The organism is Falsiroseomonas sp. E2-1-a20 (assembly GCF_051433195.1).
GTDB lineage: Bacteria > Pseudomonadota > Alphaproteobacteria > Acetobacterales > Acetobacteraceae > Falsiroseomonas.
Map to the genome: position 1 here is coordinate 1 of NZ_JBHMFT010000079.1, position 9,411 is coordinate 9,411.

Annotated in this window: 6 protein-coding genes; 5 read left to right on the plus strand and 1 reads right to left on the minus strand. The window is 63.4% G+C overall.

The features are described 5' to 3' along the window. Positions 1-29: 29 nt before the first annotated feature. Positions 30-1,394: an IS1182 family transposase gene (locus ACFHPP_RS29505; protein ID WP_437166807.1), complete on the plus strand. Its 1,365-nt coding sequence runs from the start codon at positions 30-32 to the stop codon at positions 1,392-1,394. A gap of 53 nt (positions 1,395-1,447) precedes the next feature. Here the strand turns inward: ACFHPP_RS29505 and ACFHPP_RS29510 are convergent, their stop codons facing one another. Further along, positions 1,448-4,267: a glycosyltransferase family 25 protein gene (locus tag ACFHPP_RS29510; protein ID WP_437166802.1), complete on the minus strand. Its 2,820-nt coding sequence runs from the start codon at positions 4,265-4,267 to the stop codon at positions 1,448-1,450. Between the two features lie 259 nt (positions 4,268-4,526). Here ACFHPP_RS29510 and ACFHPP_RS29515 point away from each other — a divergent pair, with 259 nt between their 5' ends. From ACFHPP_RS29515 to ACFHPP_RS29530, 4 genes are all read left to right on the plus strand, one after another. After that, positions 4,527-6,080 (plus strand): glycosyltransferase, encoded by a 1,554-nt coding sequence (locus ACFHPP_RS29515; protein WP_437166803.1) that lies wholly within the window; start codon positions 4,527-4,529, stop codon positions 6,078-6,080. Positions 6,081-6,146: 66 nt separating this feature from the next. Further along, positions 6,147-6,902 carry a class I SAM-dependent methyltransferase gene (locus ACFHPP_RS29520; protein WP_437166804.1) on the plus strand — a complete coding sequence of 252 codons (756 nt, stop codon included), beginning with the start codon at positions 6,147-6,149 and terminating at the stop codon, positions 6,900-6,902. 73 nt (positions 6,903-6,975) lie between these two features. After that, positions 6,976-8,085 (plus strand): hypothetical protein, encoded by a 1,110-nt coding sequence (locus ACFHPP_RS29525; RefSeq protein WP_437166805.1) that lies wholly within the window; start codon positions 6,976-6,978, stop codon positions 8,083-8,085. 357 nt (positions 8,086-8,442) lie between these two features. After that, the gene (locus ACFHPP_RS29530) at positions 8,443-9,342 is read left to right on the plus strand and encodes an alginate lyase family protein (RefSeq protein WP_437166806.1); all 900 of its coding nucleotides are present in this window, start codon (positions 8,443-8,445) and stop codon (positions 9,340-9,342) included. The last annotated feature ends 69 nt before the right edge of the window (positions 9,343-9,411 follow it).

Sequence of the window (9,411 nt, forward strand, 5' to 3'; positions counted from 1 at the left end):
CAGACTGTCGGATTCCCAGCGGGCCTGAAATCGGCGAATCTGCTGGTCATGACGCAGTTTATTCGTTCAGCCGCGATCAGGCGTTCCTGCTGCCGCCGGATGCCAAGGAGTGGCTTCCGGCTGATGACGTGGCACACTTTGTAGTGGCTGCGGTGGACCGGGTGGCGCTGGGCGCCTTTTCCATCGGCCCGATCCCCGGCGGCCGCGCGCAGTATCACCCGCGGTTGATGCTGGCGCTGCTGATCTACAGCTACGCCAACGGCCTCTTCTCCTCGCGCCGCATTGAACGGGCGACGCATCGCGACATCGGCGTGCGCTATGTGGCGGCGAACCTGCACCCCGACCATGACACCATCGCCGCCTTCCGCCGCGCCAACCGCGGCGCCTTCGAGGCGGCCTTCCTCCAGGTGCTGCTGCTGGCGCGCGAGAGCGGCCTGCTCCGGCTCGGGACGGTTTCGATCGACGGCACCAAGATCGACGCCAATGCCTCCAAGATCCGCTCCGTGCGCTACGACCAGGCGAAGGCGTTGCGTGCCAAGCTCGCCACCGACATCGCCGACCTGACTGCCCGCGCCGAGGCCGCCGATGCCGAAGGCCAGCCTGACCCGCAGGCGCTGCCCGCCGAGATCGCAAGGCGCGAGGCGTTGAAGGCCAAGCTCGATGCCGCCTGCGCCCGGCTGGAGGAACAGGCCCGCGCCGAGGCCGCGGCGGCACAGCCGGAATACGAAGCCAAGAAGGCTGCCTATGAGGCGAAGACGGGCCGGCGCGGCCGTCCGCCCAAGCCGCCCGAGGACGACCCGCCGCCAAGCCGGCAATCCAACCTCACCGATCCCGATAGCGCGCTGATGCGCCGTTCCGACGCCCATGAATACCGCCAAGCCTATAATGCCCAGGCCGTGGTCTGCGCCGAAGGCTCGCAACTGATCCTCGCCACAGGCGTCGTCGCCACCCCCGCCGACGCGCCAAGCTTCGCCGCCACCATCCTCGGCATGGAACAGGGCATCGGCCTACCCAAGACCGTCCTCGCCGACACCGGCTTCGCCTCGCGCAAGGCCGTCGCCGCGCTCGAGGCCCGGGGCATCGAGCCGCTGGTCGCCATCGGCCGCACCCAGCCGCACCGGCCCTACGACTTCCGGCCGCCGCCAGAGCCAGAGACCCCGCGCCGCATCACCGAACCCTGGCGCCTCGCCATGCTGGCCAAGCTGGAGACCCGGGATGCCAAGGACCTCTACGCCCGCCGCAAGCAGACCGTCGAACCCGCCTTCGGCATCATCAAGGCCGCCCTCGGCTTTACCCGCTTCCGCCTCCGCGGCCTGGCCAACGCCACTACCGAGTGGACCCTGATCGCCCTCGCCTACAACTGCCGCAGGCTACACCGCCTGCGGCTCGCCTGAACTCAACCGCCCGCCCCGCCTAAACGCCACGCCAATCCAAATCCGACAGTCTGCTAGAGATCATAATCCGGAAGATGCCACCGGTATGCAGCTGCCGCCTCGGCGGGCGAACGCCCGTGCTGGAAGCTGGAGGTTCCGATATCGCTGTCCTCAAGGGTTTGGATCGCCGCGTTTGGAAGCACGGCCAGGCAATGCTCCCGAAAGGCAAGGCATCCGGCTGCGAGCGGTCCGATGTCGAACGGCAATTCACGCCGCTCCACGAGGTCGAGGAGGAAAGGCAGGATGGCGGCCGACAGGCCGACCGCGTGCGAGCCAACCGCAGCGCCATCGGTGCGATAGAGGTGCCGGCTGATTCGGGTGAGCGCCTCGGTGTCCCAGTTGTGCTGTAGTGTGCCGAGCTGAAGCACGAGCCAGTCCTTCGGTAGTTCTCGACGCACCGTGTCAATCAACGGGCTGAGCGCGTGATGGAAGACGACGTCGTCATCGAGGACGAGCAGCGTCTCCACGCCGTCCTCGATGGCCTGCTCAAGAATGCCCTGCCAGGTCAGCAGATATGCCCAAGCGCCGGCCGAGCCGATCGCCTTGCGGCCAAGGCGCCGCTCCTCGAAGGCAACGCGTGCCGCCTGGCTGTCGTAGTCGCGGCTGAATTGCCATGTGGAGCGCACCTCCCGCACACCAGGTGGCGGCGAACGGATCGGCTGCGCCGCATAGGCTGCGTAGCTTGCGAGTACCTCCGGCGCGTGCCCATCGACAGCGGCCACGCGCCCTGCGGCGATGCCGGCACGCGCGAGCCGTGCCTGCATTCGGCGCCAGCGATCCGGTCGCCGGTCCAGGTTGATGACGACGATCCTCTCGAACAGGTCGCCGAGACCCGTCGCCTGCACAATGCTAGCATCAGGACGGGTTGAAGGGATGTGCAGCCAACCCACTCGTGCCCGCGCATCCGGCCCGGCAATGGCGGGCTCCCTGTCGACGGACCCGGCGGCGGGTGCCGCAACGGCTCGCAGGTCACGCGAGACGTCGGGGATCGTCTTCACGCGGCCCGAGGAGGAGCGGGACTGTGCGAGGTGGAGCCGGCGTGCCCAGTCCCGCAGCGCTGCCGTGGCGCTGCGGAAACCGGGGTCAGCATCGCCCGCAGCCAACGCCAGCCCCATGGGCGTGACGATCAGGGCAGGTAGCCCGGAATCTCCCCCGTCGTTCTGGGAAAGCTGCAGGCGCCCGTCTGGGTCCGCATGACCGAACAGCGCCGCCCCCCCGGCGCCGGCGAGCGCACCAAGGGTCGCGCCAATCCAGGTTCCGCCTTCGACGCGCAGCGCATCGGTCACGACGCACAGCGTTTCCGCACCCAGCCGCTGCGCCAGCATCAGCGCGCTCGTAAGGCGGAGACTTGCCGGCATGTCCGGGCGCCCGGCAAGGTGAAGCTCGGCAGGCAGGGCGGCTGTTTCGGCCCACGACCAGAGATCCGCTCCCTCGCCGATCGGACAGAGGATCACGGCCCAGTCGTAGCCGGTGCCCGCCTGAGCGACCCAATCGCCAAGCAGTGCCGCGGCCGGCTTTGCCTCGGCTACGACGAGGCAAAGCACCAGCTTGGCGCGGCGGCTGGGCTGGATTGTGACGGGCCAGGCACGGCGCAGCAGCGCCAGCGGCACGCGGCCGTCCAGGCCGGCGTCATCTCGGGGCGTCGTCGCGGGATCCGTGCCCGGGCCCTGCACCCAGTTCGTTGGTCTGGCCAGTGCGACCATGGGAATGGCCTGGCGCTGCGCAAGGAGGGCCAGCTGCACGTCGAGTGAGCCACGGTGCTTTAGCTCGCCGCGCCCGAAGGGGCGGTGCGCCGAGTGCCAGCAGAGCGTGCCGGTCGAGAGCAGGTGCATCCCACGATCGGCAGCAAGCCCGTTCTCCGCCGCCAGCCACCAACTGGCGGGGTGGGCGCCCGGGCGCTGCGGTTGCCGCAGCAGGGCGCCGGCCAGGCCGACGAAGGCCTGGTCGTTCGAGCGGCGGCAACCCGCAACCATTTCCGCCGCGAAATCCGCCGGGTAGATGAGCCGGTCGTCAAGCGCCAGTCGGTATCCTGGAGCGTCGAGTTCATTATGCCAGGAAAAGCGCCCCAGGGGCCCGAGCACATCGAAGTCGGAACTCCGGCGAATCTCGACTCGGGGATGTGACAGGATCGGCGGAACCTCGCCGTCGCCATCCAGGAAAACGCGGATACGGTCGCACTGCGGCAGCAGGCTTGAAACCGCATCGTGGAGCTGCGCGACGCGGTCCAGTCCGGAGGAAATGCTTGCGACGACAGGCACGCCCAGCGCCTGCCGCTGCGCTGCCTGCCAGGCATCTGAATCGGGCAGGAACGGCTCGAAGCGGGCAAGGTGCAGCGCAGCGCCGGTCCCCGCCCATCGCAGGACGATCCGCACTGCCCGACATCCGGCAGGGACGTAGGCAGCGGCGTGCAAGGCGCCCGCGGCCAACGCGATTTCAGCGCAGAGAGGCAGGCCTGCATCGTCGAGGACGCGCAGCACCAGACCTGACGCTTCCCCCGCCTCGAAGCGCAGGCCCAGCAGGCATGCGCCTGGCACGGAAACGAGCGGAGAGATCAACTCGATGGTGCCGCCACGTGCATTCAGGCGCAAGGCACCCGCGCCGTCGATCGTGGCGCCGAGCGGCAGCGCCCAGCCGGGCTGGTCGAAGCGGATCGGCCCAGGTGGAAGCGGCGTACGCCGAAGCGCCAGCGACCGAGCAACGGCTTGGGACCAACCGTTCAGGTGACGGTCGACGGCCTCGAGATGGGCCCGCAATAGCCGGGAGAGCGCCGCCTCCGTGAGTGGGTGTGGCTCGGGCACTGGCGGGGTGTCGAGCGGCGGGTGCCCCTCGTTCACCGGACGCCGTCCGTGAGCCACCCGGCGGAGGGGGAGCCTGCCATGTGACCGCGTGCCTTTACGGCAGCGACCGTACCGTAAATCCTTAGGGGTCGGTGCATGAAGTAGCTACTACATCCGGCGGTGGTTGAACCGGAAGCCGCAAAATTGGGGTTCCGTCCTCGCCCCGAAGTTGCATAATCCGTAATCCATGGCCATCGAGTGGTAGGGAGCATCGGCGTACCTGATGAGTGGTTCAGCGATAACTTCTGGTCATCCCATGTTCTCGGTGGTCATTCCGGTCCACAACATGGTGGACACCATAGGCATGTGCCTCGACAGCCTGTTGCGGCTGACGATCGGGCGCGACAAGGTCGAAATCATCGTCGTGGACAACATGTCCACCGATGGCACGCTCGACGTGATCCGGAAATACCCTTTCCGCATCATGGAAGAGCGCGCCATCCAAGGCGCCTACGCAGCGCGCAACACGGCGCTCCGCGCGGCGACAGGCGAATTCATTGCTTTCACCGATGCCGACTGTGTCGTCGACCCCGATTGGTTGACCGAGATCGCAAAGCATGTCGGCGAGGCGGAGTTCGGATGCTTTGCGGGAGAGATCCTCTCCTACGAACCCGGCTCCACGATAGAGCGCTTCTCAGAGAACATCGGACTGCTCCGCCAGCGCGGCCCGCTCTCGGGCTGGCACCACAAGCCATATGCCCAGACGGCGAACGCGGTTTACCGCAAATCCGTCTTTGACCGGATCGGCTTGTTTCACACCGATATGAAATCAGGCGGCGATGCCGATATCGCTTGGCGGATGGCCGATCAGCTGAAGCTCAAGATCAAGTTCGTGCCCGAGGCGCAGGTCCTCCACCGGCACCGCGTGGACCTCTCGGAGCTCTACAAGCAGTTCCGCCGCTATGGCACCGGCAAGGTCAGCTGGGCGCTGCGGCATTCCGACTACAGGCTGCCGGCCCCGTCAAAGGTCGAGGCAGACATGCTGAAGGCTTTCGGTCAGGCCATCGACCGGCTGAAAAGGGCGGAAGCTTCGGAGGAGGCGCTGGTATTTCCGGTGTTGCGTGCCATCACGGAGGCGGCGCACTACGTCGGCTATCTGCAGGAGTTGGGGAAGCATGTCGGCCGGGTGGCCGGGCAGGACGAGATGGCGGGTTTCGCCCTGGCGAACGCGCCGCGCTGCGATGTTTGCGGGGGCCTGGCTTTCCAGCCTGGCCCGGGCAACCGAGTGCGCGACGGCCGGCCGCCGCAATGCTCCTCCTGCGGTTCGCTCGAGCGGCACCGGACCCTTGCCAAGGTACTGACGCGCCTGCCGGCAGGGCGCCTGAAGGAAACCCGGGCGCTGCTGGTGGGCGGAAGCACCCACGGCCCGTGGCCCATCTTCCCAGAGCTGGTGACCCTGTCCGCGCTGGCCCCCGATGCCAGGCTCGGCCGGCACGACTTTGACTGGGTGATTGCGAATGCGGTGCTGCGATTTGCCGATGATGACCGGATGGCGCTGCGCGTGCTGGCCAGCTCTTGCAAGCCGGAAGGCGTGTTAGTCATCTCGAGCGGGGAGCCGGTCCGGCAGCTGAAAACTGTGGAGCTGGAGCGCAGGGGACCGCGCGACCCCTACCGGACCTATGGCACCGAGCTTGGGGTGATTCTGGCCAGAACCTTCCCCTACATGTCCGTGCTCGGCATCACCTCGACCGACGATGCGACGGGGGTGGTAGACACGCTGTACGTGTTGACGGCGGTGGAGGAGACGCTGGCCGACATCGACCGCACGCTGCGCGAAAAGCCCGGCGTATCAACATATTTGGTTGCCTGATTACGCCCTGGAGGGGCTACGGCTGATGTCAGCTGCGGTGCTTCACCTTGATCGGGATTGCGGCTAATGATCACGATCAGAGGTGACTCAGCTGAAACGCCCCTCGGCGTGCGGCTGGCTGGAGGAATGATGCCGCAGTGCCCTGTGTGCAATGCCACAGAGTTCAAGCCGTACAACAAGCGAAATAATGCTGTCTGTGCAGGCTGTGGTGCCTTTGAGCGGGGCCGCGCCCTGATGATCTATCTGAAAAAATCGGTCAAGCTTCCTTCAGAGGCAGTTATATATCATTTTGCCCCCGAAAAATTCTTGATTGATTATTTTAGTTCTCGTTGGGGTAATGGATATCGTTGTTTCGACTTTCAGCCACTAATTTATGCGAACGATCGCGTGAAAATGGAGCGATTTAATCTTTGTGCCGATCTCGGAACCCTGCCTGATGGCTCGGCCGATTTGATCATCCACAACCACGTGATGGAGCATATACCCTGCAGCGTTCCGGATACGCTAGCTGGTCTGGGCCGAAAGCTGAAGCAGGGCGGCCGCATGATTTTCACCGTGCCTGTCTTCCCAGGGCAAGGCGATGAGGATCTCGATCCCGCGCTGACTGGCCCCGAACGTCTGCAGCGGTTTGGCCAGGCCGATCATATGAGAAGTTTTGGGCGTGAGACGGTAGCCAATGTAATTGCTGTTGCACTTGGACAGAATTGTCTCGTGCAACAGCCTGATTTCTGTTCTGAACAAGAAGCGATCACGGCAGCGGTTCCTTGGACACCGACTTCGGAGCCAACAGGAAACTCGCTTTTCGTCTATGAGCGGCCGTGAGGCAGAGAGCTCGATCTTCCGATATCCAAAACAAAAGTACTTCCTTTTATGTAATAAATTTTGAGGGTCGAAAGTGTCCAAGCCAGTCGAAATCGTAAAGAAACTTAGGTCTATCGGTGTAGGGCGGGTCATTATCTATGGCTTGAAGCGCAATAATCATACCCACCACTTCATCCACTCGGCCTTTTTCAACGCTTTCAGTCAGATTTGCGCTAACACAGACATTTCGGTCGAATGGGTTGAAGACCATGAGGGTTCTTTGCCCGAGCCGGAGGGCGCGCTAATACTGGCATATTGCTTGTCTGGTTGGCATGACACTCATCTTCCACTATCCGAAAACGCATTCTATCTGGTGCACGGTACGTCGAAGAATCATGTGACACGATATTTTGATCTTGCAAAAGCAAGAAGGGTGCTGTTCTTCGATGAGCATCGGGGCGATCCCAGACTACCAAAGGTGGCCGAACAAAATGTTGTAGCGACCCATTGGTATACTGACAGACCGGGGGTGGCGGCAGCTAGTTTTTCATCCATTGAAAATCCGAATGGCGCTACTTGGGAATATGCAAGTGATGCCCTTCGAACTGTTGTAACAACCTGGGGTACAGATCTGCTTCCGGATCAGGTCAAAGCGCAATCAGCAAAGCTCGAAGCTGTTTTGGAAGCGCGCAGAAGCAACCGGATGGCAGTGTTTGTAGGGAGTGTATGGACTCGCAATATCGGGGAAATGGCCCTGTTTTCGGATGCGGCGAAACTGGCCGGTCTCAGTGCGCACATTGTTGGTGGATGGATTGACGCGGAGTTCGCACAGCGTTTCGGCGCCTCGGCCAAGATAGAAACGCGGTCCGTAACTGATGATGAAAATCGTGATCTTGTCGCAGGGTCCTTGTTGGCGCCAGCAATTCAGGGAGCAGGACAACTAAATTCCTATGTCCCTTGTCGAATCTTCAAGAACATAAGCTATGGAGCATTTGGGTTAACGAATAATCCTCTCGTTCGAGACATTATGCCAGCACATGTAAAGTATCATCCCGACATTGCAGGGCTGCTGAAGGTCGCTGTAGGGGAGGAGCTTTCATTCAACATTTCGCGCCTACGCGAGGCAATGGATTTCGTGGCCGAGCACCATACATATCTGAACCGCATTGATTTGCTGCTAGGAAGATTTCGGTCGTGGTCCTAAATTGGTGTTCGAAATCTAGGGGCTTCTAGCAGTCGAGGATCATGTGGATTTTCTACAATGGCGTATTTATTTGATGTTCCTCCCGTAGATTTCAGTCGGTTTCGACTACGCCAAACGCTTGCCGGTTCTATGTCGAACGACCTATGGGTTCCGCGGCGGAGTTCGCGCCAAGGTCGGAGATCTGTCCGGCGCGGGAGTATGGCAGACATGTGTAAGATGCTCCCTCGTCCTGCGACCGCGCTCGCTGCGCGTTTGTTGGTTTTTGGCCTGCTGGGCGGAGCGGGGCCGGCGGCCGCGAGTAGGGTTGGCTGGGAACTTGCCTGTCCAACCCATCCTCCGGTTCCAAGAGTTGTCGGATTGTCCTGGTACTCCGACAACCGCGGATCCGTGGTTCACCAGGAGCGTCGGCAGCGACACCTCGAAATGCTGCGTCCCTTAAACGAGTTCATGCAGGATGTCGCGCGCGCGACCGATGAACCGGGAGGGGCGGTTGACTTCCACTGTGCCGTGGCGCTGCTGCGCTCCTGGGCCGCCGCCGGCGCGCTTCTGGAGCGGCCGCTTGAACTGAATGGTACGGTCGAACGATCGCAGATGGCCTTGGGGCTGAATGTCCTGGCCGTAAAGCTGGGCGATGCAGGCGTGCCGCTCGACGGCATGACTTTGAACTGGCTCGATCGTCTCACAACCGAAACGATTGATTTTTTCGAGCGGCGCCCTTTTGGCAACCTGGAGGTCTGGTCAGGCGCCAATGCCGCCTCCCTGCTCCTCCTCCGGCCATCGCGCCGCGCATCCGCCTATCAGGACCGGGTCTGGCATCAGGCCACGGCGCATATAGGCCCAGATGGCACCGTGCCGTCGGAGTTGCGCCGGGGGCGGCGGGCGATGGTCTATCACCAGTACTATCTCAGCGCTGTCCTGGTTCTCAGATCGCTGCGGGAGGCGCGTGGCCTTCGCGCAACGGCGGATGAGAACCAGGCGATCCACCGGCTCGGCGCCCTGGTTAGCGAGAGTCACTGTAATGCCGCCGCGATCGGAGCGGCGGCCGGCATCCAGCAGGACCGGACAGGGCCGGCCGACCAGCGCATCATGGCGGCCTTTGGCCAGGAGGTAGTGACGGAACAATTCAGGCGGTGCGCGCCGCGCGCGGCGAGCACGGTCGTGCCGCTTCTGGGCGGGCGCCTGGACCGGGTGCAGCAGATCCTGGCCCGGCTGGCGGCCCAGGCAGACGCGGGGGTGGCACCAGGAAACCGACGCTAGACCGAACAGGGCGTCGTTGCTGAAAAGACCAGCCTGATCTCCTGGCAGCGTACTCGCATTTTGCGGTTA